Consider the following 24,133-nt stretch of genomic DNA (forward strand, 5'->3'; position numbering starts at 1 on the left):
AAAAGGGAATACAAAAGAAAAGGGGACAGTGCCTTTGATGAAATTTGTAGTTTTAGCTATTCTTACTTTGTTTTTGATTCCATGGACAAGAAGTAGTAGTAAGCTTCGAGCAGTGGATAAGAAGGGAGATAAGAAGGTTGTAAAGGGTAAGAAATCATCTATTTTAGTTATTCCTGTTTTATTTTGGATAGGTATTGCAATCTATGAATACTTTTGGCTAATTGATGATCGAGTAGATTCGATTCTTACTCATTATTCTGTTGCAGTAGCAATTTTAATTGGGCTTGTTTTATTTTCACAAGATCAAATAGGGAAATTAGAAGGTACATTAAAAGGACTTCTAATGTTTATTTTACTCGCAAGTTACGGCTACTTTGGTTATTTGCACGATATAGTAATCTCGCAAAAGAAATATGATTCTGTTGTTAAGATAGAGAAAGATATTTCAGAGCCATTTACTGAAAATGACCAGCCGTTTACAGTGCCGCCAAAGACAGCGGAGAATAAGATGAAAAAAGTATTTGGTGATATTCCGAAAGTAGCTTATTTTGAGCTAGGAGAATTAACGCCACAAATGGTAAACGGCGAAGCTTTATATGTAGCGCCGATTGAAGTTTCAGGATTTTTTAAAGCGCGTAAAGCTGAGACAATTCCAGGGTATGTAACGATGTCAGGTACGAATCCTGATGCGGAAGCGAAACTGCACCTCGGTTATAAAATGAAATATGTGCCAAGCATGTTTTTTGGTAATAATTTAGAGCGTGTGGTAAGGCAAGCAGAACCAAATTTAATCTTTAAAGGAAAACCTAAATTTGAGGTTGATGATAAAGGAAAACCATATTATACAATGACGTATGGTGAATTTATTTCAGGAAGATCTGGATTTGAGGTAGAAGGTGTTGTCGTAATAGATGCACAAACAGGTGAAGTGAAAAGATATGATAAAGGAAAGGCACCTAAATTTGTTGATGGTGTATTAAATCATGAGACTGCATCTACGTTAAATACGTACTTTGGTAAATATATTCACGGATTTTGGAATACGAAATTCTCACAAACAGATATGAAAATTCCGACTGAGTGGGGAACGAAAGAAGGCGTGACCCCGATCTTTGGTAAAGATGGAACACTGTATTATTTTACAGACTTTACTTCTCCAAAAGAAGGAGTAGATTCAGCCCTAGGCTATTCATTAGTAGATGCACGCACAGGCAAGCTATATTACTATAATGGAAAAGAAGTGAAGGGGATTATGGATGGTTCAGCAGCTACAGAAGTAGTAGATAATTCCTTTAAGAGAGAGAAATGGCATGGGACAATGCCTGTCATTTATAACGTATACGGTAAACCAGCTTGGATTATTCCGGTTGTTGATGACGGAGGCCTAGTACGTGCACATACAGTTGTATATGCTGCTAATGCAAAAATATTTGCGACAGGTTCGACGCAGAAAGAAGCGCTTGAGAATTATAAAAACGTAATGAGCGGTAATGGTGATACCTTTAGACCAACCTCAACAGGAAAAGAAGCGCAAAAAGAAGGTATTGTACAACGTGTATATAAAGAGAAATCAGGTGAAAATACAATCGTGTACGTACTTTTAGAGAATGAACAGAAGGTATTTATGATACCAGTGAAGAAATTCCCGTATGCTATGTTTACAGAAGTAGGAGACCCAATTCAAATTACATATTTAGATACAGGAGAGACGATGGCCTCGGTATCTAAATTTACGAATAGCAATGTGAAAAAGTAAAGCGATAGAATTTCTATCGCTTTTTTTTACATTATGAAAGAGGAAAATGCGCTGTACTTGACGTATGTTTATGATGTAACTATAATTGTTACGATTCAGTGTGTATAGGAAAGGGTGAATTGAAAAAGTGAATGAAGTTAATCACGAAATATACAAACCTGTAAAGGCAAACAGGTTATGGATGATTCTTGTATTAGGAACACTTACGGCGATTGGGCCATTATCTATTGATATGTATTTGCCTTCATTACCGAAGTTAACGGATGATTTGCAAACAGGGGCATCCCTAGCGCAGCTTACATTAACAGCTTGTTTGCTTGGGCTGTCAGTAGGACAATTATTTGTTGGCTCAATTAGCGATATTTACGGAAGACGCAAACCACTTATTATTGCTCTTATTATTTATGTTGCTTCTTCTTTACTTTGTGCTGTTGCGCCATCTATTTGGACATTAGTATTATTGCGCTTCCTACAAGGAGCTTCAGGATCAGCCGGGATTGTTATATCACGTGCAATGGTACGTGATATGTACTCAGGTTCTGAAATGACGAAGTTTTTCTCACTGCTTATGTTAGTAAACGGAGCAGCACCTATTTTGGCACCGATTATTGGGGGGCAATTATTACAGTTTACAACGTGGCGCGGTGTTTTCATCGTTCTTGGAGCAATTAGCGTATTCATGTTAATCTCAGCTACTTTTGTATTGCGTGAAACATTACCTCCTGAAGAAAGAGAAACGGGTGGTTTGTCAGGGACTTTGGCGACGTACGGAAAATTGTTAAAGGACCGTCTGTTTATGGGATATGCATTGTCACAAGGATTAGTAACAGCGGCAATGTTTGCATACATTTCGGGCTCACCATTTGTGTTGCAGAACATATACGGAGCATCACCACAGCAATTTAGTTTATTCTTTGCGATTAACGGCATCGGTATTATTATTGCTAGTCAGGTAACGGGTCGTTTAGCGGGGAAAGTGAATGAGAAGACATTATTTGTTGCTGGTATTATTATCGCAGCTGTTGGTGGCCTATCTTTACTACTGACAATCGTACTAGGAATAGGTTTAATCGGTGTTTTATGTTCGTTATTCCTTGTTGTATCAAGTGTCGGGGTTGTATCAACAACTGGGTTCTCATTAGCGATGAGAAATCAGAAGCAAGCTGCAGGAACAGCGTCAGCTTTATTAGGCTTATTACAGTTCATTTCAGGAGCGCTTGTCGCTCCGCTAGTAGGTATTGGTGGGAGTAATACAGCGTTACCGATGGGTGTTGTTATTGCGCTTTGTGAAGTAGGAGCAGTATTATGTTATCTATTTATGGCCAGAAGAAGTGAGAAGCAGTTTGAACTGCAACAAAGACAAAATTTAGAGGCTTAACAAAAAAGAACTGATTCAAAGGGAATGTTTGAATCAGTTCTTTTTTTCATTTCTTTGAAATACCTCATACATATTATTCATGATCGTATCATATAAAACAGCAAGTTTATCCCACACCCAGCGATTACTATCGACTTCTTTTTCCCCACAGTCGATAATATCGGTATGGTCAGTAATTTTATACGCTTTTTTAACGATAATAGGAGCAATCTTCGGTATACGTGGGATTTCCTTTAAGGTATCTGCAAAGTTTCCAATGTAGACATGACCGATGATTTCGATTGTTAATGATTTATCCGATATATTTAGCACGGTATGAAATTGATTTGTATGTTGTTGTTTTAAATATTGAGCTAACTTAAATGGAGCATGCTTCTTCTTTAATACGCGGCGAAGGCTCTCTGTATTTTCGATATGAAGTGATTTTTCGCGAATAAGGACACGAATATCTTCTCCCATAAAAGGCATTGTGTTGTACATAGATGATTCTCCTTAAAACCTTACATATGTTTGCGTTATGCATATGTAAGTCTAGCATGGTTTGTTCTTTATGTGTGCTTACAGTTTTGTAAGGTGATGTAGTAAAGCATTGCAAAAGTTATTTGTATAAAGTGACGATACTGTGACAAACATGTTGGTATATATATTACGATGTTGTCTTAAGTGTAAAAAGTAGGGCGTTCTCGGTATAATAACAAGTGGAGATAAAAGAAACTATAATGAGTAATAGCTGTAGATAAAAGGAGAAGAAGAGATGAAGAAGGTTTTGGGTATTGCTGTAATGGGAAGTATGATCCTTCTAGTAGGATGTAATGGAAATAAAGATACGAAAGAACCGAAAGAAAAGGTAGAGCAATCTACTGAACAAACAGAAGAGATGAAAGAATACCTTGCAGTACATGAAAAATACGATATAAAAATGAATAAAGAAATTAATAAAGCACTGCAGTTATTTGAAGTGGCAAAAGAAAAGGGCGGTAAGGAAATAACGAATGCTACATATAAAGAAGACGTGCAAAAGGTAACAACGAGCATGTTAGAAGATATTGATCATATACGTAAAGAAATTCGTGTTCCGAAGTCGAAAGAGCAAGAACATGAGGTATATATTGGTTTCTTGAATGAATCAGAACAAGCGATGAAAAAATTACAGAAGTTAGCTAAAGAAGAAGATTCATCGTTGATTCGTGATATAGAAATTAATTTTGCAACAGCATCGACATACTATAAACGTTTTCAAGCAGAAACGAAAAAATAACCTTGCCTGTGCAGGGTTATTTTTTCTTCTTGCCATCTCCGTCTTCATCCTCAGATACTAATATTTTCTGTTCTTCGTGAAATTCGGAAATAGTTTGCCCGGTAATATTATCGAAAGGAGTATAAAAAGAAGTAATACGTTTCTTTTTAATAAAGAGTTTATAGGAGCCGATGATGACAAGTATAACGATTGTTAAGGGTAATCCTATAGTACCAAGAAGTAAGGGGTCCATCTTATAACTCCTTTAACATTATTTCTTTTTATTATAAGCCGAAAACTGTAATTTCGATAAATGAATTAAAAACTGATTTTTCTAAATTTATCCAATTTGATTGACTTTTCAATTTTTCAGAATTATAATTCGAAATATACAATTTGAACCAAATAATAATATAGCAATTTACTTATCCAGAGAGGTAGAGGGACTGGCCCTATGACACCTCAGCAGCGGGTTCTGTAATAGGAACACCGTGCTAATTCCAGCAAGCAAGTCTTGAAAGATAAGTGATGGGCCTTTGTTTGTTAAGCCTTGATCTTATTTTTTAAGATCAAGGCTTTTTGTATTCTAAAAAGAGAAAAGGAAGTAATGGAAAAAGTACATCCATAAAACAAAGTAAATTCATGCGTTTAGGGGGTTATTGAAGTGTATGTAATTAAAAAATTATCGGTTATGGTGTTTACACTATGGGTTATTACGACAGTGACATTTCTAATTATGCATATTATTCCGGGAGATCCATTTTCATCAGATGCAAAAATCTTTCCTGAAGAAGTGATCCAAAACATGAGAGCGAAGTATCACCTTGATGAACCGTTATGGAATCAATATGTTGCTTATTTAGACGGTGTAGTTCATTTTGATTTTGGTGAATCTGTTCAATCAACCGGGCAAGGTGTATCAGAAATTATAACAACTGGCTTTGGTCCATCAGCAATTATTGGTCTACAAGCACTTGTTATTTCATTGTTGGTAGGAATTGCGGCAGGGACATTTGCTGCTCTATATCATGGGAGAGTAATTGACTATAGTGTGAGTTTGCTCGCAATTCTAGGTATTTCTATTCCAAGTTTTATTTTAGCACCACTATTTATACAAGTATTTGCTATCCAATTTGAGTTTTTACCAGTAGCCTCTTGGGGAACATTCGAACATACGGTATTGCCATCCTTTGCATTAGCGTTAGGGCCAATTGCAGTTATTACAAGGTTTGTTCGTTCTAATATGATCGAAGTACTGCAGAGTGATTATATTAAGCTAGCAAGAGCAAAAGGTATACCAATTAAGAAGATTATTATAAGACATGCTCTTCGAAATGCGATTGTTCCAGTACTTACATTTGTGGGACCGTTAATGGCGGGACTTTTAACAGGGACTTTCGTTATTGAAAAAATCTTTTCAATTCCTGGCCTAGGAAAATATTTCGTAGATAGTATTTTTAACCGAGACTATCCGGTGATTATGGGAACAACGATTTTCTATAGTGCATTATTAATTGCTTGTATTTTCATTACAGATATTATTCACCGCATTGTTGATCCGCGTATTCGTTCTATTACATAAGGAGGGGGGATATTTAAATGGGAGCTTATGAAATTAATGAACAGTTATTAACGAAAGAAGAGAAAAAAGAATTAACGATAAATAAAAATCAGCAAACGATTAGCAGAAAGAAAGAAGTGTTTCGTAAGTTTATATCGAATCCAATCGCAGTTTTAGGAACAGTGACGTTATTGCTAATTATTGTTTTCTCGCTTATTGGCGAAAGTTTAACTTCATTTACTGCGAGTGAACAAGTAAAAGAGGCAACAAATTTACCGCCGAGTAGTGAACATTGGTTTGGAACAGATGATCTAGGGAGAGATATTTGGGCACGTACTTGGGCTGGTGGGAAGATTTCACTAACAGTTGGATTAGTAGCAGCTGCCCTCGATATAGGGCTTGGTGTACTGATTGGTGGATTTAGTGGATATGTGAGAGGGCGTAATCGCCTTGGAACGTTAATTGATGAGTGGATTATAAGAGGAATTGAAGTATTATACGGCATCCCATATTTATTAATTGTTATTTTACTATTAATTGTTATGAAACCAGGTCTTTTCACCATTATTATCGCCCTTGCATTAACGGGATGGATTGGAATGGCTCGTCTCATTCGAGCACAAGTATTGTCTTTAAAACAACGAGAGTTTGTTATTGCAGCAGAGCGATTAGGTACATCACATATGAAAATTATATATGGGCATTTAATTCCGAATTTAACAGGGATTATTATCGTAAATTTATCATTTACAATTCCAGCAGCTATTTTTTCAGAATCATTTTTAAGCTTTATAGGACTTGGAGTACAATCACCAGCGGCAAGTTGGGGGACGATGACGAATGATGCACTCGGGACATTATTGAGCGGAGAATGGTGGCAGCTATTTTTCCCGGCAATCATGATTGCACTCATTATGTTCGCATTTAATGCAATTGGTGATGGTTTGCAAGATGCGATTGATCCAAAAATCGTCAAACGGAATCGAAAGGAGAAAAAACATGGCACAAATCTTATCTTTAGAAAACGTAACGTTAGCCGTTGAAAAAGAGAATAGTAAGCAAGCGATTGTGAAACATGTTTCCTTTTCTATTAACGAAGGTGAAATAGTTGCACTTGTAGGAGAAAGTGGTTCAGGAAAAAGTGTCACAGCACAATCCATTATCGGCTTGAATCAAGAATCAATTCATATCGATGATGGAAATATAGCTTTCCAAGCAAAGGAATTAACGAATTTACAAGAGTCAGAATGGAATCAAATTCGCGGAAAAGATATTTCCTTTATATTTCAAGATCCGCTTTCATCTTTAAACCCAACGATGAAGGTAGGCAAACAAATTACAGAAGTAGTTTTGCAACATGAGAAAAAATCGAAAAGAGAAGCAAAGGAAATTGCGATTAACTTGTTAACAGATTTAGGGATACATGAAGCAGAGAAACGCTTTGAACAGTACCCACATCAATTAAGCGGAGGTATGAGGCAGCGTATTTGTTTAGCAATTGCGTTTGCTTGTCATCCAAAGCTTGTAATTGCAGACGAGCCGACAACAGCGTTAGATGTAACGATTCAGAAACAAATTATGGGGCTATTAAAAGAAAGAAAAGAAAAACAAAATACGAGTATTTTATTAATTACACATGATTTGGCACTTGTACGTGAAGTAGCTGATCGAGTAGTTGTTATGTATGGGGGACGTGTCGTTGAAAAAGGAACGATACAGGAGGTAATAGGTTCTCCTAAACATCCATATACGAAAAGTTTATTACAAGCAATTCCGAATATGGATGATTCCGAAAAGGTATTACGTGCTATAGAAGGAACGACACCTTCCATTGAAACATTAAATAGCTTTGGTTGTCCTTTTGTAAATCGTTGTCCAGTAGCGATAAAAGAATGTATTCATCGTTTTCCAGAGAGAACCACATATTCTAAGGAGCATAGTTCACATTGTTGGCAACATGTTCTAGAGCATAATAAAGCGAAATCAAAAGAGAAGGTGAATGCCTCATGACGACAGATTTAATTACTATAAAGCAAGTAACGAAAACGTATGGAAGTAAAAGTAAAGAAATCACAGCGTTAAAAGACATATCACTTTCTATTCCGAAAGGAACAACACTTGGCATTATTGGTGAAAGTGGTTCAGGAAAAACAACACTTGGTAAGCTCATAGCTGGGATTGAGAGCCCAACGTCTGGTGAAATTGATTATAACGGTCAAGTCGTTCACAAGTTGAAGGCAGCTCATAAACGTGATTTCTTACAGAAAGTACAGTTTATTTTTCAAGATTCCACAGCAGCATTAAATCCGCGCTGGAAAGTACACGATAGCGTAACGGAAGGTTATATTTCATTCGGTTTAGGTGATAAAGGATTAAAGGATAAAGTAGCAGGTGATGCGCTAGAACGTGTGGGATTAGATAGACGATATATTGATCGCTATCCGCACGAATTTAGCGGAGGACAACGTCAACGTATCGCTATTGCAAGAGCGCTATTATGTGAGCCAGAAGTATTAATTCTTGATGAACCAATTTCGGCATTAGACGTTTCATTGCAAATTCAAATTGTACATCTGCTGCAAAAGATTCAAAAGGAGCAAGGCTATACATATTTATTTATCGCGCATGATTTGCCGATGGTTCACTATTTATGTGAAAAAGTGGCTGTCTTATATAAAGGAGAACTTGTTGAATTTGGAAATACGGACGAAGTGTTCCGTAATCCACAACATTCTTATACAAAAACATTATTAGCATCAACACCAAAAATTTCAGGTTAAAGGAGAATGTAGGATGAAGAAGTTTTTACTGTTTGTCATTATGACTGTTTTAGCGATTACTTCAGTCGCTTGCGGTAAGAAAGAGACGCAAAAGGCGAGTGCCGGTAAGGGAGAAGGAGATCGATTAGTAACGAATATTAGTAGTGATCCATATACACTTGATTCTGCTATTGCAACAGATAGCACGTCAGGTTATATAATTGGGCAGTTGTTTTCAAGTTTATATACGCAAGATAGTGATGGGAAATATCAAAATGAATTAGCAGAGAAAGAAGAAGTAAATGCTGATGGAACTGAATATACAATCCATTTGAAGAAAGATATTAAATGGTCAGATGGTTCTCCTATTACGGCAAATGATTTTGAATTTGCATGGAAGCGATTATTAAATCCGAAAACGGGTTCTATGAATGCGACAGAAATGTATTTCATTAAAGGGGCAGAGGCATATAATACTGGAAAAGGTGAAGAGGGACAAGTTGGTATTCACGTCGTTGATCCTCAAACATTAAAGGTAACTCTTGAACATCCAGTTGCTTCTATTAAACAAAAATTAGCAAGCTCATTATTTATTCCATTAGCTAAAAAGTCGATTGATGATAATAATAAATTAAAAACAGATCCAAAAGAGTTAATTACGAATGGACCATTCACGTTAAAAGAGTGGAAGCATAACCAGGCTATTACAGTACAAAAAAATAAAGAATACTACGATAAAAAGGTAACTCTAAAAGAAATTGAGTTTCGTATTATTCCAGACTCTAAAACAGCGTATCAATTATTTAAATCAAAAGAATTAGATTTACTAAGTGGTTTACCACAAGAGATGATTGAAAAAGAAAAAGGAAATAAAGAATATAAGCGTGTTGCAGGATTCTCATCTTATATTTATTCGTTTAACGTAGAAAAAGAGCCGTTTACAAATGCGAAGGTACGTAAAGCATTTTCATTAGCGGTTGATCGTAAATTTATCGTTGAAAAATTGTATAAAAATAATGCGCAAGAAGCATATGCATTCGTTCCAGAAGGAGCAAAAACACAAAGTGGTCGTGATTTTCGTAAAGAAAAAGGTGATTATGTTAAATTTGATCCAGCAGAAGCGAAAAAATTACTAGAAGAAGGTATGAAAGAACAAGGGTGGTCTACATTACCTGAAGTAACATTAAAATTCACTACAGATACACAACATAAAAAAGTAGCAGAAGCAATGCAAGAAATGTTTAAGAAAAATCTTGGCGTAGATATTAAATTAGAAAATAAAGAATGGAAGAGTTACATCGACACATACAAGCAAAGTGATTTCCAATTAGCTTATATGGGATGGGGCGCCTCTTTATTAGATCCAATTACTAAACTAGATTTATATGCAGGTGATGGTCCGAATAACTATGCAAAATGGCATAATAAAGAATTTGACGCTTTAGTAAAAGAAGCAAAAGTTGAACAAAACGAAGATAAGCGTTTTGACTTATTGCATAAAGCGGAAGATATTATGTTTACAGATTCACCATTAATCCCAATTATTTTCCCAAGTGCTTCATATTTACAAAAACCATCAGTATCTGGTGTTCAGTTCATTATCGGTTCTAGTCCAGAACTAAGATACGCAAAAATTAAAAAATAAAGAAGTAGGCAATCGCCTACTTCTTTATTTTATTTCTCTTTTGTATTCTTTTTTCGTTCCATCAGAGAAGACAACTTCTAAATCGAATTTTTGGTAGTCTTTATCAAGTTTGAACACGTTCGCTACTTGATCGATTACTTCTTGGTCAGGAGTATCTTTATCAAATTTTAATTCTTGTAGAAGTGGGCTTAATTTTGTGATAGCCTCATCTCCTGTTAATTTTACATCTGCTTTATGATCTTCAATTTTTGCTTCCATTTTTTTATCAGCTGCTACATTTTTATAGTCTGCTTCGTAGTCTTTCTTAGTATCTTGGTAGTCTGCCTTTAAATCGAATTCATTGAAATTTAGTTTTAAATCAGCAGGGGCTTCATTCTTCGCCTCTTCTGTAGTCTTTTTATTAGAAGTCGTGTCTTCCTTTGCAGGAGCTTTACATCCTGTTAATGCAGGTACTAGCATAAGAGCTAATAAAACTGATAGTAAAATTCTCATTATAAATTCCTCCTTATGTAAATTTGTTCTATACAAGTTTTTCCTAAAATCATGTAATTATGTATGTGTTGAAAATAAAATTTTGACTTGTAGCTTCAAGGATTAATCCGCAATTTAAATCAAAAATGATTTGTATGTATATGGTAAATTGAAGTTGTGAGGGAGGTACTGAAATGCTTTCTAAAACGTATCAAACCATTTCAAGTAACATATGCAGCAAATGGCTATTATACAATAATATTCGGAGGAGTTAGTTTAGAGAGAAATATTATTTCATTATTAGTTATTGTATTGGTTACACAATTAGTAGCAGTGAAGACTTTAGCTATAAAAGGAATGATAAAGGGAAGAAGAAGCTCTGTAGTTAAAGTTGTATAAAAGTAAAAAGGTATCCTTCGTAGGATACCTTTTTACTTTTGTTATTTTGCAACTTCTGTCCACTTGTAGTTAAATTCACCGCCGAAGTCAGTCGTTACAAGTCCTTTAATGAAAGAGCGTTGTAAGTAAGAACGACCTTGTTGGTATAAAGGAGCGACAGCGCCGTCTTGTAATAGAATTTTTTCAGCTTGCTTCATTGCTTCAAAGCGTGCTTTTTCATTGCCAGCTAAATCTGTTTTCACTTTATGAATTAGCTCATCGTACTCTTTGTTAGAGTATTTATCGAAGTTATAAGCACTATCTGTTGTAAATAAATCTAAGAATGTAATTGGATCAGCGAAGTCAGGGCCCCAGCCGTCAATACCAATTTCATAGTCACCACTTAATAGTAGTTTCAACTGTTGTTTACGTGGTTGTGGTTTTAAATTCACTGTTAATCCATCTAGGTTTTTTTCTAATTCACCTTTTAAATATTCACCAGTCTTTTTAGCTAAAGCATTGTCACTTGTTAATAGTTCGATTGTTACTTTGTCAGTACCAAGTTCTTGTTTTGCTTTTTTCCAGTTTTCTTTCGCTGTTTTCACATCATCCTTGACTAGATTTCCATTTTCTTTACGGAAGTCATTGCCTTCTGGACTCTTTGCAAATTTCGCAGGAACCATTCCTTCAGCTGGAATAGCACCGTTATTTAAAATTGTTTCTACGTAAGCCTTTTTATTCATTGCGCCGTTAATAGCAAGGCGTGCATGTTGATTTTTTAATGTTTCATTTTTCTGATTTAGTCGTAAGAATTGAATGCCGACTTCAGCGCGTTCCTTGAAGTTTGGATCGCTCTTATATTTATCAACAAACTCTGCAGTTAAAGCAACGCGATCAATTTGTCCTGAATCATATAAGTTCACTTCTGTAGACTTATCTTTAACGACATTGAAGTTGATTTCTTCTAATTTTACCGTTTTAGCATCCCAATAGTTAGGGTTTTTCTTCAATTGGAAACTTTGTTCGTGTTTCCAGTTATCTAATGTGAAAGCACCGTTGTAAATTAAATGATTTGTTTCTAAACCGTATTTATCGCCCTGAGACTTTAAGTACTCTTCATTAATTGGCAAGAATGTTGAGAATGTCGTTAAGCTTAAGAAGTAAGGAACAGGACGGTCTAGTTGTACTTCTAACGTTTTGTCATCAACAGCTTTGACCCCTAGTTGATCAATTGGTAATTGTTTTTGGTTTATTTGTTTCGCATTCTGTACATCGAAGAATAAGAATGCGTATTCAGCTGCTGTATCAGGATTTACGGCACGTTGCCAAGCAAAGACGAAGTCCTTTGCTGTAACAGGAGTACCGTTTGACCATTTTGAATCACGCAGATGGAATGTATATTTTGTTTTATCGGGACTAATGTCAACCGACTCAGCAACACCAGGAATCGGTTTATTATCTTCTCCCATTGTATATAAACCTTCAAAAACATTGCGCATTACATTCATGGATTCCCCATCCGTTGCTTTTGCAACATCCATTGTTGGAATTTCTGAAGCGAATGATAAGTTAATTGCTTGTTTATCAGGTACTTTATCGTTTGCTTTCGCTCCGCCTGCATTATCTTTATTTCCCCCGCAAGCAGTTAGTAATAGACTTGCCCCTAAAACAGATGCAACAACAGGTACAACTTTTTTCTTCATTGTTCGTTCCTCCCTAAATGTGTTGTTCGTAACGTCATAATGTCCCTGTCTTGAAGTAGCTATAGAAGGAGATAGAACCTATTATAAATATTTGTTTATAGGTAATCAGGTGTCCTATATGTATATACATGTTGAGCTATAATCTATCGTTATATGTTTCAACTTAGTAGACATTATATTTTGATGGTGAAATATTTTGTTTCTTTGATTATTTAGAATATTAACACTGGAAAGAACTATATGTCAATAATAAAAATAGAATGTTAATTTCTTGGAATAATATATTAAAAAAGTAAATTCTCTTGTGTGAGAGAACCTACTTTTAATATATTTTGCTAAAAAAACAATTGGTGTGGGCTAATAATAAGTGGGGATGAAGAACCCCCACTTATTACGGTTTTACTTTATTTTTCAATTTTTGCCCACTTGAAGTTTAATTGACCCGCAAAGTCTACTTGCACAATTCTTTTCACATAAGAACGTTCTAAATAAGATTCGCCTTTTTGATAAAGAGGAGCGATAACAGAGTCTTTAAATAATATTTTCTCGGATTCTAGTAATGCTTCCCAGCGAGCTTTTTCATCACCAGCTAAAGTTGTTTTCACTTTTGCTATTGTTTCGTCGAATTCCTTATTAGAGTAATGATCTAAGTTATAAGGGTTATTCGTTGTAAATAGCTCAAGGAATGTAATTGGATCCGCAAAGTCAGGGCTCCAGCCGTCAATTCCGATTTCGTAGTCACCTTTTAATAAAAGCGAAACTTGTTGCTTACGCGGTTGCGGTTTTATATTTACTGTTAATCCATCTAGATTCTTTTCTAGTTGCCCTTTTAAGAATTCACCAGTTTTCTTATCAAGGTCAGCATCACTCGTTAATAATTCTAATGTTATCTTTTCAGAATCAAGCTCTTGTTTAGCTTTTTTCCATAATTCTTGTGCAGATTTTGTATCAACTTTTGTTAAATCGCCGTTTGCAGTACGGAAGTCTTTTCCTTCAGGTCCTTTTGCAAAGTTTTTTGGAACGAGACCAAATGTTGGTGTAGAGCCATCATTTAATAACGTATTTACAAAGGATTTTCTATCAATTGTTTGATCAATTGCTTGGCGTGCAGAAACGTTTTGAAGTACTTTGTTTTGTTGATTCATACGTAAAAATTGTACGCCTACGTTTGGACGTTCTTTAAAGTGGGCATCTTTTTTATATTTATCAACGAAGTCAGATGTTAGTTTTATACGATCTAATTGTTTTGACTCGAATAAATTGACTTCTGTTGATTTTTCTTTTACGACGTTAAAATTGATTTCTTCTAGTTTGACAGTATCTTTATCCCAATAGGTAGGGTTCTTCTTAAATTTAAAGCTTTGTTCGTGCTTCCAATCGCTTAGTGTAAAAGCTCCATTGTACAAGATTGTATTATCTTCTAAAGCGTACTTATCACCTTGTGCTTTAAAGAATTCCTCGTTAATTGGTAGAAATGTTGGGAACGCTGTTAAGCTAATAAAATACGGAACAGGACGTTCCAATTCTACCTCAAAAGTATGGTCATCAACTGCTTTTACACCAAGTTGGTCGGCTGGAAGTTCTTTGTTGTTAATTTTTGTTGCATTTTTAATATCAAAGAATAGAAATGCATATTCAGAGGCTGTTGCTGGATCTACGGCACGTTGCCAAGCGAACACAAAATCTTTCGCTGTAACAGGAGTGCCGTTTGACCATTTTGAATCTCGCAAATGGAATGTGTATTTCGTTTTATCGCCACTTACTTCATGAGATTTTGCAACACCAGGAACAGGTTTGTTACCTTCACCAAGATTATACAAACCTTCAAATACGTTTCTCATTACTTGACCAGAATCAGTATCTGTAGCACGAGCCGTATCCATTGTTCGTATTTCAGTAGGTGAAGATAAGTTTAAAACCTGTTTACTAGGTGCCTCGTCTTTTGCATTTGCTCCGCTTGCTTCGTTTTTATAACTACCGCAACCAGTTAATAAAATACTTACTCCTACAACTGATGCAATACCGGGTACAAACTTCTTTTTCATTTGATTTTCCTCCTAAATAATTAAGTTTGGATGATGATGAGGGAAATGAAAAATAAAAAATCCCTCTTTTCATATTGAGAAAGAGGGATTTTTACGTACAAGTTATGCACCCGTATATAAACGAAGTCCCTCATTCTATCTTTCAAGCATAAAGCTTGCAGGAAGTGGCACAGTATTCAAAATGAACCTGCTGCCGAGGTTTCAAAGGGCCAGTCCCTCCACCTCTCTTGATACAATGAGTAAACGAATAAATTTTATTAATTTTTGTGTTTCTTTGATAATTCAAAATCTTACACCTTGAATAATGAAGTGTCAACCAAATGAAATATAGTTTAAATTTTCAGTTTTCTTAAACAAAAAAACCACTGCATATGGCAGTGGTTTTTCTACTAGAAGTTAAAGTTATCTGGATCTGGACCAACGCGACGATCTTCATTTAAAGCTTGAATTGCTTTCATATCATCAGCACTTAATTCAAAGTCGAAGATGTTTGCATTTTCAATAATGCGATGTTCTTTAATTGATTTAGGGATTGTTACAACTTCGTTTTGTAAATCCCAGCGTAAAATAATTTGCGCAGTTGATTTATTATATTTTGTCGCAATTTCTTGTAACGTTGGATTATCTAGTAGTTGTCCTTGCATTAATGGTGACCAAGCTTCAAGCTGGATATTATGTTCTTTACAGAATGCATGTAGCTCTTCTTGTGCTAAACGTGGGTGATATTCCACTTGGTTGACCATTGGCTTAATTTCAGCAATTTCAAATACGTCTTGTAAGTGGTGAATGTGGAAATTACTCACACCGATAGCGCGAACACGGCCATCTTTATAAAGTTTTTCTAATGCTTTCCATGATTCAGTATATTTCCCTTTTACAGGCCAATGTACTAAATATAAATCTAAATATTCTAGACCTAATTTCTCTAATGTAGTTTCAAATGCTTGAAGTGTTGTTTCATATCCTTGATCGCTATTCCATACTTTTGAGGTAATAAATAATTCTTCACGTGAAACACCGGATTCACGAATCGCTTGTCCAACGCCTTCTTCATTTTGATAGATTGCTGCAGTATCGATGCTGCGGTAGCTATTTTTAATTGCTGCTTTTACAGAATCAATTACTTCTGAACCATCTTCTACTTTAAAAACACCTAAACCAAACCAAGGCATTTTTACACCGTTATGTAATGTTGTATAATCTTTTAAACTTGTTAAAATCATATTATTTCCCCCTAGCTTTTTTGTTTGTTGCTTCTACTGCTTTTTGAATTGCCTCTGAAAAATTATATTCGTATAAAGTTTTGAGACCCTCAGCTGTGGAACCACCTGGCGTTGTTACTTGTTCGCGGAGGTTAGCTGGATTTTGCGTTTGCTCGAGCATAGAAGCAGAGCCAGAAATCATTTGAATGACAAGATGTTTTGCGGTTTCTTCATCGACTCCATAACTTTTTGTTGCTTCAATTAAGCTTTCAGCAAAGTAATAAAGGAAGGCTGGTGCACTTCCAGTAACTGCAGTAAGCTGATGAACTTCTTCCTCAGTACAAAGTTGCGAAGTACCAATACCTCTTAAAAGCAGTTGCAGGGTTTCTTGATGCATCTCGGTTACTGATTGTCCTATTGTATATAAGGAGATAGACTTTCCAATTTCAGCAGCTGTATTAGGCATAATCCAAGCAACAGGTGTGCCTTTTGGGAGTCTAGCTTCTAAATAAGATGGTCCAATGCCAGCTGCTACTGTTACGACAAGTTGATTTGATATTAACGGAGATAGCTCAGCTAATAATTCTTCATGAGCAGAAGGTGGCATTGCTAAAACAACCGTATCGACAGATGTAATATGCTGCTTCCAATCCGTTGTAATAGACACATTATATCGCCTTTGTAATTGTTCTAACTTTTCTACGTTGCTTTGGTTAGAAATAATAATTTTTTCGATGTACTCTTTGCTTGTTTTAAGTAATCCGGAAAATATAGCTTCTGCCATACGACCAGCGCCAATAAATAAAATTCGATGTTTGTTAGGCATATCCTTTATTCCTTTCTAGTAGAGATATGTTATAAAAACGATATCATCTTTAAGAGAATTTTGTAAAAAGAAAAGACTTACCGTAGATGGAATGGATAATGAGAAGGCGGAAATTCATGGTAAAGGAAAGGGCTATTCCTTATACTGGTGATAGGGAATTTATTACACATCTGGGGAGAGATAAATATGGTTAGAAGTCCATTTTTTTTACTTGTTTCTAGTATTATTTGTGTATTAGTTGGATTGTATATTCAATCGAGTTATATTGAAATTTTCGCATCAATTATGGGGATCATTAATGTTTGGTTATTAGCGAGAGAAAAAGTATCCAACTTTTTATTTGGCATGATTACTGTTGCGGTATTTCTATACATTTTTATTACACAAGGTTTATATGCAATGGCAGTATTAGCCGCTTTTCAATTTATATTTAATGTATATGGTTGGTATTATTGGATTGCACAAAGTGGGGAGGGAGAAGTAAAAGCAACAGTTCGTTTAGATTTGAAAGGGTGGACTTTTTATATAAGTTTTATTTTAGTTGCTTGGATTGGTTGGGGTTATTATCAAGTCCGTTATTTAGAGTCAACAAGTCCATATTTAGACGCTTTAAATGCCGTATTGGGACTAGTGGCTCAATTTATGTTAAGTCGAAAAATATTAGAAAACTGGCATTTATGGATTTTATATAACGTAGTTAGCATTGTAATTTATATTTCTACTGGTTTATACGTCATGCTAATATTAGCTATTATTAACCTCTTTATATGTGTAGCTGGTTTGCTAGAGTGGAAGAGCAATTATAAGGGGCAAGAACATACAAATAATTATATCTAGAAAATAATTAGAATTAAAAAACCCCTGAAGTACATATGCTTCAGGGGTTTACTAATAGAATATAAGATTATGCTTTTGTCATACCAAGTAATACAGCGCCGCCGATAATTAAAACACTACCTAGTGCAATAAAGATCAATTGACGTTTTGTTTTCTTTTCACCTAAGAATACAATCGCACCGAATGTTGAGATAACGATTCCAGTTTGAGATAATGGGAAGCTTGTTGCTACTCCAACACGTGGTAATGAAAGAAGTAAGAATAAGTTTCCAGTTCCCCATAGTAAACCAGATAAAGCATTACGGATTGCATATTTGTTAAATGGTTTATGTTTAGATGTCAGTACAACCGCACCAACAAACATACCAACTGCTTGTGGTAAAATAGCAGACCAACCATCGATATTATACCAACGAATAATAATTACATATACAAGATAGCCGAAAGTAGAAACAATTAAAGTAAGAAGTCCTTTTTTCAATTGTCCTGGTGGCTGAGCATTTTCTTTATCATCTAGTGATGTGAATACAACACCAACTACGATTAATAGGATTGCAATCGTTCCCAGAATAATCGTTGTAGTAGTAGTCCACTCACGGAAAGCGATAACCCCAAAGATAGAAGTTGCAACAAGTTGCATACCAGTAGAAATTGTTACGGTAGTTGAAACACCTAGTTTTTCAACTGTTTTTAATTGGTTTACTTGTCCTAAAGCCCAGAATAAACCTGAAATAAACCCAACAATTAAGACTGTCATTGTTAAAGCTGGTTGAGTAAATACATACATAATTGTTGCGAAGAATAGAGCACCGATTGTCATACCTACCGTTTGGCTATATGCACCACCGCCCATTTTTACGCTTACTAATAAGATGTTTCCCCATGCAATTGCAGGAAGAAGCGCTAATAAAATGTCCATTACAAGACTCCCTTCGGTTTGCTATACCAATATAGTTACATATCGTTCTAACGATCGGTAATGCCCCACTAATAGAGTAGAAGATTACCGATCGCTAAAACAGGATGAAGAATTCACGATATAAATGCGTTTTCATTTCTTCATTTTTTGAAACACCTCCATATAATAACAGGAAATTGCCTATTTTAGAAAGTGAATTCAAATAAAATGTATATTTAAATAAGAGGTAAAATTCAGTTATTTCCCGGTGGTATATTTTATTTCCTAAGAAATAAAGAAGCAGCTTCCAAAAAAGCTGCTTTAAGGGTTAGTAATTCTTTTGTTAATAAGCTGAATACATAGCAGAAATAGGAGTGACATACTAATAGTGATAACCACAAGTGTCCAGGCGAGTTGCATATTACTTGCGTCAATGGCCATGTAAATTGCAGTCGGGATTGTCTGTGTTTTACCAGGGATATTCCCGGCAAACATGAGTGTAGCACCAAACTCACCGAGCGCGCGGACAAAGCTCAAAATCATCCCGCTTAGTAATGCAGGAAATGCGAGCGGAAGTGTAACGTGCAGAAAAACTTGATATTCACTTGCGCCAAGGTCACGAGCACTTTCTTCAATTTGTACATTTGCGATAGAAAATCCCGTTTTCGCTGATTGGTACATAAGTGGAAATGCAACAACTGTAGAAGCGATGATCGCAGCGGTAGATGTGAACATAATAGACTGCTGAAATAATGATTCAACCCACCTTCCGATCGGGCTGTTGTTTCCAAAGATGATAATGAGAAAGAAGCCGATAACAGTTGGTGGAAGTACCATTGGTAATAAAAATATGGTTTCTAATAGTACTTTATATCGCCATGAGGAGCGAGCTAGTGCTCGTCCGACAATCGTCCCTAAAATTGTAACGAGAATAGTGGCACACGCAGCTACTCTTAAAGATAGAAAGACAGGCGATATAATAGCATCAATGCTCATAGTAATTACGACAGGACTGTAAATCCATATTTCTTAAAGGTAGATTGTGCATCTTTTGACTGCAAATACTCATAAAATGAATTCGCCTCTTTCTTATGTTTAGATTCTTTTATAACACCTAAAGGATAGTGGATTGGCTCATGAGAAGTAGCTGCTGCTGTCTCACCAATCTTTACTTTATCTGAAATGAGAGCATCTGTTTTGTATACGATACCAGCATCGACATTCCCTGTTTCTACATATGTTAACACTTGGCGAACATCTTTTGTAAATACGACTTTATTTTGAACATCATTCCAAAGGTTTTCGTGTGTTAGAGAGGCCTTTGCATATTTGCCAGCAGGTACAGATTCAGGTGTACCAAGTGCGATTTTTTTGATTTTCTCATCTTTTAAATCTTGAAATTTTGTAAGAGAACTATCTTTAGGGATGACTAGAACTAGTTCATTTCCAAGAAGATTTTTCCCTTCTTTTTCATTAATGAATCCTTTTTTTACAAGGATTTGGAATTTATCTTCTGCAGCAGAGAAGAATAAATCAGCAGGTGCACCTTGTTCAATTTGTTGTTGAAGTGCTCCAGAAGCACCGAAGTTAAAAGAAAGTTTAATATTTGGTTCTTTTTCTTTATATTGTTTTTCAATTTCTTTTAATGCATCTTGTAAGCTTGCAGCAGCTGAGATAGTAAGTTCAACTGCTTTTCCTTCTTTAACAGTTGATTTCTCTTTCTTATCTCCGTTTGTACATGCAACACTAAATATAAGAAGAAAAGAAAGTATAAGTGCCCCAATCCAACGTAATGTAAATTTATTCATAAAAAAATCCCCTTTCGTTTTGACACATCTAATTATAACTAATTATAACTAAATATAACTAGTTATAATTGAATATAATTTGAACATATATCTATTTTTAAAAAATAGGAGAAATATTCTTTTCTTTGTTACAATGAAAGAAGAAAGTGAGGAATCGTCTATGGATCATCATTCCTACACAACGGAAGAAGTAGCAAAGCGATTAAAAGTATCAAAATTAACTGTATACGACTTAATTAAAAAAGGAGAACTTCCTTCTTATAGAGTTGGTAGACAGATGCGCATTGATGCAGCAGATTTAGATCAATATATAAAACAAATGAAAACAGGAAAGGTACAAGTTACTCCTGTAAAAAACGATGGTAGTAGTATCTTGAACACGTGTATTATTAGTGGTCAAGAACTAACGTTAGATATGTTAGCTAAACGTATAGAAAATCGTTTGCCAAGTTCTAATGTTTTAAGGGCGTATCAAGGTAGCTTAACAAGTTTAGTGAAAATGTATCAAGGAGAAGGAAGTATCGTTAGTTTGCATTTGTTTGATGGTGAAACGGGTACATATAATGTTCCTTATGTAAAACGCATTTTAGTAGGCCAGCCATGTATTATGATTAATTTATTGTCCAGAAATGTAGGATTTTATGTCCAAAAAGGAAATCCGAAGAAAATAAAGACATGGGCCGACATATCTGGATCCACTATAAAGTTTGTAAATCGAGAAAAGGGTTCTGGTATTAGAGTGTTAGTGGATGAACAATTACGAATCCAAAAATTAAATAAAGCTGATATTAGTGGATATGAATGGGAAGAATCGAATCATCTGGGTGTTGCCACGCAAGTTGCAAATGGAAAAGCTGATGTAGGAGTAGGTTCAGAAAAGTTTTCGCAAATTGTAAATGTGGACTTTATTCCAATCATGAAAGAACAGTATGATTTAGTAATTTTGAAGAATAAAGAAAATGAAGAGCTGATTGAAGTCGTGAAAGACATTCTGCAATCGGAAGAATTTCATAATGAATTAAATGCAATTGGCGGATATGATATTACGAAAACAGGTCAAATTATATATGAAACAAACTAAAAAGCTGCTTGTCTATAAGACGAGCAGCTTTTTCTATATATAAAGGGGTTTGGGGAAACGAAGTGTTAAACAAGACCTTGAGCAAGTGTATAAATGAAAGCCGTAAGAAGAGTAGCTCCACTTGCAAGTCCGATAAAGTCTGATTTGTTGAAAGTAATGTTGTTCATTATAATCTCTCCTTATTTGTTTAATGTAGTTGCAACAGCTTTTGCATCGACAAGTGCGGATAGCACCATGCCCATTGTATTTAAAAATTTATTTGATTTCATATTGTTCATCATGCGTATCCGCTCCTTTTCGAATTGTTGTTGCCCTGCTTATGTCTTAATTATAGGAAATATGTCCACTTGCAACTATCGAATTAGCTTACGAAAGACTTACACTTTTGTAAGAAAAAAAGACATTCATGTAAGAATGTCTTTCACAGCATATTGATATGATGATGTTCTTCAATTGTTTTTAAAAAACTACGCATTGAATTCGTCATATAGCTATCTTTACGGCGTATGAAAACCGTTGAAATACTGCCGTATTTTTCAGGGATTGCATGACAATGTACCTTACCTGCTTTAGAAAGATGATGGACAGCAGACTGTGGTACGAGTGTAATTCCGAGGCCGAGTGCAACGCTGTTTAATATTGTCTCTAATATATTGAATTCCATAATTCTTTTTGGTAGCAAACCTTCGTCTTTAAGCCAACGTTCTAGTTTGGAACGGTATCCGCATCCTTGGTTAAAAACGAGTAGAGGCGTTGTTGTAAATTCTTCTATATGAAAGGCTTTATTTTGTGTTATAAGCATTAATTTCTCTGTACTAACATCGTATTGTTCGATTAGTGGATGTTTAATAGGACCTGATATAAAGGCGCCATCTAATTGATGATCAAGTACTTCTCTAATTAATTCTTCTGTTAGACCCGCTTGTAATGATAAATCGACATTCGGATAGCTTTTATAGTAAGAAGATAAAATGGTAGGTAATGTACTTACTGTTTCTACTGTACCGATTTTTAATATACCGGAGGGTGTTTCACTATCTAAAAATACTTGTTTTAGTTCGTCGACATCTTGCAAAATTTTATTAACATAAACGAGCATTTTTCTTCCTTCAGCTGTTAAAGTCATGCCTCGTTTATGGCGGTAAAAGAGTGCGGTTTTTAATTCGTTTTCTAGTTGTTTAATACGTGCAGTTACATTTGATTGTACATAATTTAATTCTTTTGCTGCGTTACTTACACTACCCTGGTCGGCAACGCTTTTAAAGATTTGTAAGTCTCTTAATTCCATTTTGTAATCCCCCTTGATGTTAACTATCATTATAAATGATAGTTAACATCATTTTGAATCATTTTACGTGATATATTTTTTCTTTTACAATTCTCTTTGTGCAAATAGAAAGAAACGGGGGATTGCGGTGAGAAGAGGTCAAATGATAATAGGGGCTTTAGCTTGTTTAATTGCGAGTATGTCATGGGGAGCGATGTTTCCAGTTGCTGATCATGCGCTAGAATACATAGATCCATTTTATTTTTCGCTTATTCGTTATGGAGCAGTGGCGATAATGCTGATTGTATTGTTGTTAATGAAAGAAGGAAAACAGGCATTTCGTTTAGAGGGAAGAGGAAAGGTACTCGTCTTTTTTGGAACGATGGCATTTACAGTATATAATGTCCTCATATTTTTAGGGCAAATGTTAATGGGTAAGTCGGGTGTAATGGTAGCTTCCATTATGGAATCACTTATGCCGATGATTTCTATTTGTATTTTATGGGGATATAAGCATATAAAACCGAAGAAGTATATGATAACGAGTATGGTTATTGCTTTTGTAGGAGCTGTGTTTGTTATTACAAAAGGTGACATGAGTTTCTTTGTAACATTGAAAGATAATATGTTCCCATTAGCATTTATATTTATTGGTGTTGTAGGCTGGGTTATTTATACGATGGGTGGTCAAACGTGTAGTGATTGGTCAACATTACGTTATTCTACGTTGACGTGTGTATTCGGTACGACTGTTACAGGAATTATAACGGTAATTATAACGTCGCTTGGATATGTTTCAGTTCCTAGTATGGGAACGATTTCTATTGTGAAGTATGATTTGTTATTTATGATGACATTGCCAGGTATTGTAGCGCTACTTGCTTGGAACTATGGTGTGAAAATTTTATCATCCATTAATGGGATTTTATTTATTAATTTTGTACCAATTACGACTTTAGTTATTATGATGATGCAAGGGTATCAGATCACAATGTTTGATATTATAGGGACTGTACTTGTTATTGCAGCGCTTATTCGCAATAACGTTTGCCAGAGAAAAGAAGAAAATATAAATAAGAGAGTTTTACAAGAAGAACAATTACGTCAAGCTGTTTAATAGGCAAATGGAGGATTTCACATGTTAGAAAGTTTATTGTTTTTCTTCGCCGTCGGAGTTGCCTGTGAGCTTGCAGCAATTAATCGAAATGGTCGTAAAAAGATAAAACAACAAGCTGAGCTGATACAGCTTTTAAAAGAATTGAAAGAAAGAAAAAATTAAAA

The 24,133-nt window shown here is 35.2% G+C and carries 24 protein-coding genes, 1 pseudogene and 2 riboswitches; of the genes and pseudogenes, 13 read left to right on the plus strand and 12 right to left on the minus strand.

Annotated features, from left to right (window positions below; all coding sequences use genetic code 11):
• Positions 1-37: 37 nt before the first annotated feature.
• Both ACW0JX_RS01035 and ACW0JX_RS01040 read left to right on the plus strand, forming a co-directional pair.
• Complete coding sequence (locus ACW0JX_RS01035) at positions 38-1,756, plus strand: DUF3981 domain-containing protein (RefSeq protein ID WP_459245776.1); 1,719 nt, start codon at positions 38-40, stop codon at positions 1,754-1,756.
• Positions 1,757-1,874: 118 nt separating this feature from the next.
• Positions 1,875-3,134, plus strand: a complete 1,260-nt coding sequence (locus ACW0JX_RS01040; protein ID WP_223266695.1) for a multidrug effflux MFS transporter — start codon at positions 1,875-1,877, stop codon at positions 3,132-3,134.
• Between the two features lie 33 nt (positions 3,135-3,167).
• Here ACW0JX_RS01040 and ACW0JX_RS01045 read toward each other — a convergent pair whose 3' ends face one another.
• Positions 3,168-3,614: a hypothetical protein gene (locus ACW0JX_RS01045; RefSeq protein ID WP_000282869.1), complete on the minus strand. Its 447-nt coding sequence runs from the start codon at positions 3,612-3,614 to the stop codon at positions 3,168-3,170.
• A 274-nt stretch (positions 3,615-3,888) separates the two neighbouring features.
• Here ACW0JX_RS01045 and ACW0JX_RS01050 point away from each other — a divergent pair, with 274 nt between their 5' ends.
• Positions 3,889-4,392 carry a hypothetical protein gene (locus ACW0JX_RS01050; protein WP_459245258.1) on the plus strand — a complete coding sequence of 168 codons (504 nt, stop codon included), beginning with the start codon at positions 3,889-3,891 and terminating at the stop codon, positions 4,390-4,392.
• A 16-nt stretch (positions 4,393-4,408) separates the two neighbouring features.
• Here the strand turns inward: ACW0JX_RS01050 and ACW0JX_RS01055 are convergent, their stop codons facing one another.
• Positions 4,409-4,624 carry a DUF3951 domain-containing protein gene (locus ACW0JX_RS01055; RefSeq protein ID WP_088025488.1) on the minus strand — a complete coding sequence of 72 codons (216 nt, stop codon included), beginning with the start codon at positions 4,622-4,624 and terminating at the stop codon, positions 4,409-4,411.
• 169 nt (positions 4,625-4,793) lie between these two features.
• Positions 4,794-4,899, plus strand: a riboswitch (SAM riboswitch).
• Between the two features lie 136 nt (positions 4,900-5,035).
• Here ACW0JX_RS01055 and ACW0JX_RS01060 point away from each other — a divergent pair.
• The 5 genes from ACW0JX_RS01060 to ACW0JX_RS01080 are packed head-to-tail and all read left to right on the plus strand — an operon-like array spanning position 5,036 to position 10,336.
• Positions 5,036-5,953, plus strand: coding sequence for an ABC transporter permease (locus tag ACW0JX_RS01060; protein WP_000289326.1), 918 nt, complete (start codon positions 5,036-5,038; stop codon positions 5,951-5,953).
• 17 nt (positions 5,954-5,970) lie between these two features.
• Complete coding sequence (locus tag ACW0JX_RS01065) at positions 5,971-6,975, plus strand: ABC transporter permease (protein WP_016083992.1); 1,005 nt, start codon at positions 5,971-5,973, stop codon at positions 6,973-6,975.
• On the plus strand, positions 6,932-7,942 hold the full coding sequence (locus tag ACW0JX_RS01070; RefSeq protein WP_000057270.1) for an ABC transporter ATP-binding protein: 1,011 nt from the start codon (positions 6,932-6,934) through the stop codon (positions 7,940-7,942). Before ACW0JX_RS01065 ends, ACW0JX_RS01070 begins: the two co-directional genes overlap by 44 nt.
• Positions 7,939-8,712, plus strand: a complete 774-nt coding sequence (locus tag ACW0JX_RS01075; protein WP_000205645.1) for an ABC transporter ATP-binding protein — start codon at positions 7,939-7,941, stop codon at positions 8,710-8,712. The genes ACW0JX_RS01070 and ACW0JX_RS01075 overlap by 4 nt, the downstream gene beginning before the upstream one ends.
• Positions 8,713-8,725: 13 nt before the next feature.
• Positions 8,726-10,336, plus strand: coding sequence for a peptide ABC transporter substrate-binding protein (locus ACW0JX_RS01080; RefSeq protein WP_459245259.1), 1,611 nt, complete (start codon positions 8,726-8,728; stop codon positions 10,334-10,336).
• Positions 10,337-10,360: 24 nt separating this feature from the next.
• Here the strand turns inward: ACW0JX_RS01080 and ACW0JX_RS01085 are convergent, their stop codons facing one another.
• A complete protein-coding gene (locus ACW0JX_RS01085; protein WP_016083988.1) occupies positions 10,361-10,828 on the minus strand; it encodes a YusW family protein in 468 nt (155 codons plus the stop codon).
• A gap of 173 nt (positions 10,829-11,001) precedes the next feature.
• On the opposite strand from ACW0JX_RS01085, the pseudogene ACW0JX_RS01090 reads away from it, so the two are divergent.
• Positions 11,002-11,206, plus strand: a pseudogene (locus tag ACW0JX_RS01090) (hypothetical protein).
• 41 nt (positions 11,207-11,247) lie between these two features.
• Here ACW0JX_RS01090 and ACW0JX_RS01095 read toward each other — a convergent pair.
• From ACW0JX_RS01095 to proC, 4 genes are all read right to left on the minus strand, one after another.
• Positions 11,248-12,888 carry a peptide ABC transporter substrate-binding protein gene (locus ACW0JX_RS01095; protein ID WP_459245260.1) on the minus strand — a complete coding sequence of 547 codons (1,641 nt, stop codon included), beginning with the start codon at positions 12,886-12,888 and terminating at the stop codon, positions 11,248-11,250.
• A 404-nt stretch (positions 12,889-13,292) separates the two neighbouring features.
• Entirely contained in the window at positions 13,293-14,933 is a 1,641-nt protein-coding gene (locus ACW0JX_RS01100) for a peptide ABC transporter substrate-binding protein (RefSeq protein ID WP_459245261.1), read from the minus strand.
• 132 nt (positions 14,934-15,065) lie between these two features.
• A riboswitch (SAM riboswitch) is annotated at positions 15,066-15,170 on the minus strand.
• Between the two features lie 152 nt (positions 15,171-15,322).
• Entirely contained in the window at positions 15,323-16,156 is an 834-nt protein-coding gene (locus ACW0JX_RS01105) for an aldo/keto reductase (protein WP_459245262.1), read from the minus strand.
• A 1-nt stretch (position 16,157) separates the two neighbouring features.
• Positions 16,158-16,961 carry a pyrroline-5-carboxylate reductase gene (proC, locus tag ACW0JX_RS01110; RefSeq protein ID WP_168411312.1) on the minus strand — a complete coding sequence of 268 codons (804 nt, stop codon included), beginning with the start codon at positions 16,959-16,961 and terminating at the stop codon, positions 16,158-16,160.
• Between the two features lie 186 nt (positions 16,962-17,147).
• Between proC and pnuC the strand changes: the two genes are divergently transcribed.
• Positions 17,148-17,798, plus strand: a complete 651-nt coding sequence (pnuC, locus tag ACW0JX_RS01115; RefSeq protein ID WP_069354759.1) for a nicotinamide riboside transporter PnuC — start codon at positions 17,148-17,150, stop codon at positions 17,796-17,798.
• A gap of 67 nt (positions 17,799-17,865) precedes the next feature.
• On the opposite strand, the gene ACW0JX_RS01120 is transcribed toward pnuC, so the two are convergent.
• From ACW0JX_RS01120 to modA, 3 genes are all read right to left on the minus strand, one after another.
• Positions 17,866-18,717 carry a GRP family sugar transporter gene (locus ACW0JX_RS01120; protein WP_000353546.1) on the minus strand — a complete coding sequence of 284 codons (852 nt, stop codon included), beginning with the start codon at positions 18,715-18,717 and terminating at the stop codon, positions 17,866-17,868.
• 300 nt (positions 18,718-19,017) lie between these two features.
• A complete protein-coding gene (modB, locus tag ACW0JX_RS01125; protein WP_002152004.1) occupies positions 19,018-19,692 on the minus strand; it encodes a molybdate ABC transporter permease subunit in 675 nt (224 codons plus the stop codon).
• Between the two features lie 5 nt (positions 19,693-19,697).
• Positions 19,698-20,504: a molybdate ABC transporter substrate-binding protein gene (gene modA / locus ACW0JX_RS01130; protein ID WP_459245263.1), complete on the minus strand. Its 807-nt coding sequence runs from the start codon at positions 20,502-20,504 to the stop codon at positions 19,698-19,700.
• Between the two features lie 160 nt (positions 20,505-20,664).
• On the opposite strand from modA, the gene ACW0JX_RS01135 reads away from it, so the two are divergent.
• Entirely contained in the window at positions 20,665-21,585 is a 921-nt protein-coding gene (locus tag ACW0JX_RS01135; protein ID WP_016513342.1) for a substrate-binding domain-containing protein, read from the plus strand.
• Between the two features lie 65 nt (positions 21,586-21,650).
• On the opposite strand, the gene ACW0JX_RS01140 is transcribed toward ACW0JX_RS01135, so the two are convergent.
• Both ACW0JX_RS01140 and ACW0JX_RS01145 read right to left on the minus strand, forming a co-directional pair.
• A complete protein-coding gene (locus ACW0JX_RS01140) occupies positions 21,651-21,752 on the minus strand; it encodes a DUF3948 family protein (protein WP_001060018.1) in 102 nt (33 codons plus the stop codon).
• A 254-nt stretch (positions 21,753-22,006) separates the two neighbouring features.
• The gene (locus ACW0JX_RS01145) at positions 22,007-22,873 is read right to left on the minus strand and encodes a LysR family transcriptional regulator (RefSeq protein WP_366987918.1); all 867 of its coding nucleotides are present in this window, start codon (positions 22,871-22,873) and stop codon (positions 22,007-22,009) included.
• A 127-nt stretch (positions 22,874-23,000) separates the two neighbouring features.
• On the opposite strand from ACW0JX_RS01145, the gene ACW0JX_RS01150 reads away from it, so the two are divergent.
• Both ACW0JX_RS01150 and ACW0JX_RS01155 read left to right on the plus strand, forming a co-directional pair.
• Positions 23,001-23,969, plus strand: coding sequence for a DMT family transporter (locus ACW0JX_RS01150; protein WP_157676024.1), 969 nt, complete (start codon positions 23,001-23,003; stop codon positions 23,967-23,969).
• A gap of 21 nt (positions 23,970-23,990) precedes the next feature.
• Entirely contained in the window at positions 23,991-24,131 is a 141-nt protein-coding gene (locus ACW0JX_RS01155; RefSeq protein ID WP_000894065.1) for a YrzO family protein, read from the plus strand.
• Positions 24,132-24,133 lie beyond the last annotated feature (2 nt).

It is taken from the genome of Bacillus sp. C-3-6 (genome assembly GCF_054509685.1).

Bases quoted from the DNA above. Each gene is read 5' to 3' on its own strand.
- ACW0JX_RS01035 (WP_459245776.1), top strand. From the start codon at position 38: ATGAAATTTGTAGTTTTAGCTATTCTTACTTTGTTTTTGATTCCATGG.
- ACW0JX_RS01045 (WP_000282869.1), bottom strand. From the start codon at position 3,614: ATGTACAACACAATGCCTTTTATGGGAGAAGATATTCGTGTCCTTATT.
- ACW0JX_RS01050 (WP_459245258.1), top strand. From the start codon at position 3,889: ATGAAGAAGGTTTTGGGTATTGCTGTAATGGGAAGTATGATCCTTCTA.
- ACW0JX_RS01055 (WP_088025488.1), bottom strand. From the start codon at position 4,624: ATGGACCCCTTACTTCTTGGTACTATAGGATTACCCTTAACAATCGTT.
- ACW0JX_RS01065 (WP_016083992.1), top strand. From the start codon at position 5,971: ATGGGAGCTTATGAAATTAATGAACAGTTATTAACGAAAGAAGAGAAA.
- ACW0JX_RS01070 (WP_000057270.1), top strand. From the start codon at position 6,932: ATGGCACAAATCTTATCTTTAGAAAACGTAACGTTAGCCGTTGAAAAA.
- ACW0JX_RS01075 (WP_000205645.1), top strand. From the start codon at position 7,939: ATGACGACAGATTTAATTACTATAAAGCAAGTAACGAAAACGTATGGA.
- ACW0JX_RS01080 (WP_459245259.1), top strand. From the start codon at position 8,726: ATGAAGAAGTTTTTACTGTTTGTCATTATGACTGTTTTAGCGATTACT.
- ACW0JX_RS01085 (WP_016083988.1), bottom strand. From the start codon at position 10,828: ATGAGAATTTTACTATCAGTTTTATTAGCTCTTATGCTAGTACCTGCA.
- ACW0JX_RS01095 (WP_459245260.1), bottom strand. From the start codon at position 12,888: ATGAAGAAAAAAGTTGTACCTGTTGTTGCATCTGTTTTAGGGGCAAGT.
- ACW0JX_RS01100 (WP_459245261.1), bottom strand. From the start codon at position 14,933: ATGAAAAAGAAGTTTGTACCCGGTATTGCATCAGTTGTAGGAGTAAGT.
- ACW0JX_RS01105 (WP_459245262.1), bottom strand. From the start codon at position 16,156: ATGATTTTAACAAGTTTAAAAGATTATACAACATTACATAACGGTGTA.
- proC (WP_168411312.1), bottom strand. From the start codon at position 16,961: ATGCCTAACAAACATCGAATTTTATTTATTGGCGCTGGTCGTATGGCA.
- pnuC (WP_069354759.1), top strand. From the start codon at position 17,148: ATGGTTAGAAGTCCATTTTTTTTACTTGTTTCTAGTATTATTTGTGTA.
- ACW0JX_RS01120 (WP_000353546.1), bottom strand. From the start codon at position 18,717: ATGGACATTTTATTAGCGCTTCTTCCTGCAATTGCATGGGGAAACATC.
- modB (WP_002152004.1), bottom strand. From the start codon at position 19,692: ATGAGCATTGATGCTATTATATCGCCTGTCTTTCTATCTTTAAGAGTA.
- modA (WP_459245263.1), bottom strand. From the start codon at position 20,504: ATGAATAAATTTACATTACGTTGGATTGGGGCACTTATACTTTCTTTT.
- ACW0JX_RS01135 (WP_016513342.1), top strand. From the start codon at position 20,665: ATGGATCATCATTCCTACACAACGGAAGAAGTAGCAAAGCGATTAAAA.
- ACW0JX_RS01140 (WP_001060018.1), bottom strand. From the start codon at position 21,752: ATGAACAACATTACTTTCAACAAATCAGACTTTATCGGACTTGCAAGT.
- ACW0JX_RS01145 (WP_366987918.1), bottom strand. From the start codon at position 22,873: ATGGAATTAAGAGACTTACAAATCTTTAAAAGCGTTGCCGACCAGGGT.
- ACW0JX_RS01155 (WP_000894065.1), top strand. From the start codon at position 23,991: ATGTTAGAAAGTTTATTGTTTTTCTTCGCCGTCGGAGTTGCCTGTGAG.